Here is a 275-nt window from a genome sequence, read left to right as displayed (position 1 = left end):
GGACCACAAGGTATTCAAGGTATACAAGGAGAAACAGGTGCACAAGGACCACAAGGTATTCAAGGTATACAAGGAGAAACTGGTGCCCAAGGACCACAAGGTATTCAGGGTATACAAGGAGAAACAGGTGCGCAAGGACCACAAGGTATACAAGGTATACAAGGAGAAACTGGTGCACAAGGACCGCAAGGTATTCAGGGTATACAAGGAGAAACAGGTGGACAAGGACCACAAGGTATTCAAGGTATACAAGGAGAAACAGGTGCCCAAGGACC

Annotated in this window: 1 pseudogene; it reads left to right on the top strand. The window is 47.3% G+C overall.

From position 1 onward, the window contains the following. Positions 1–275, top strand: a pseudogene (locus tag ACWNT5_RS24325) (hypothetical protein); the annotation flags it as partial.

It is taken from the genome of Aquimarina sp. 433, from assembly GCF_054054605.1.
The sequence above is the reverse complement of the archived record's forward strand: the minus strand, read 5'-3'. Positions and strand labels throughout refer to the sequence as shown.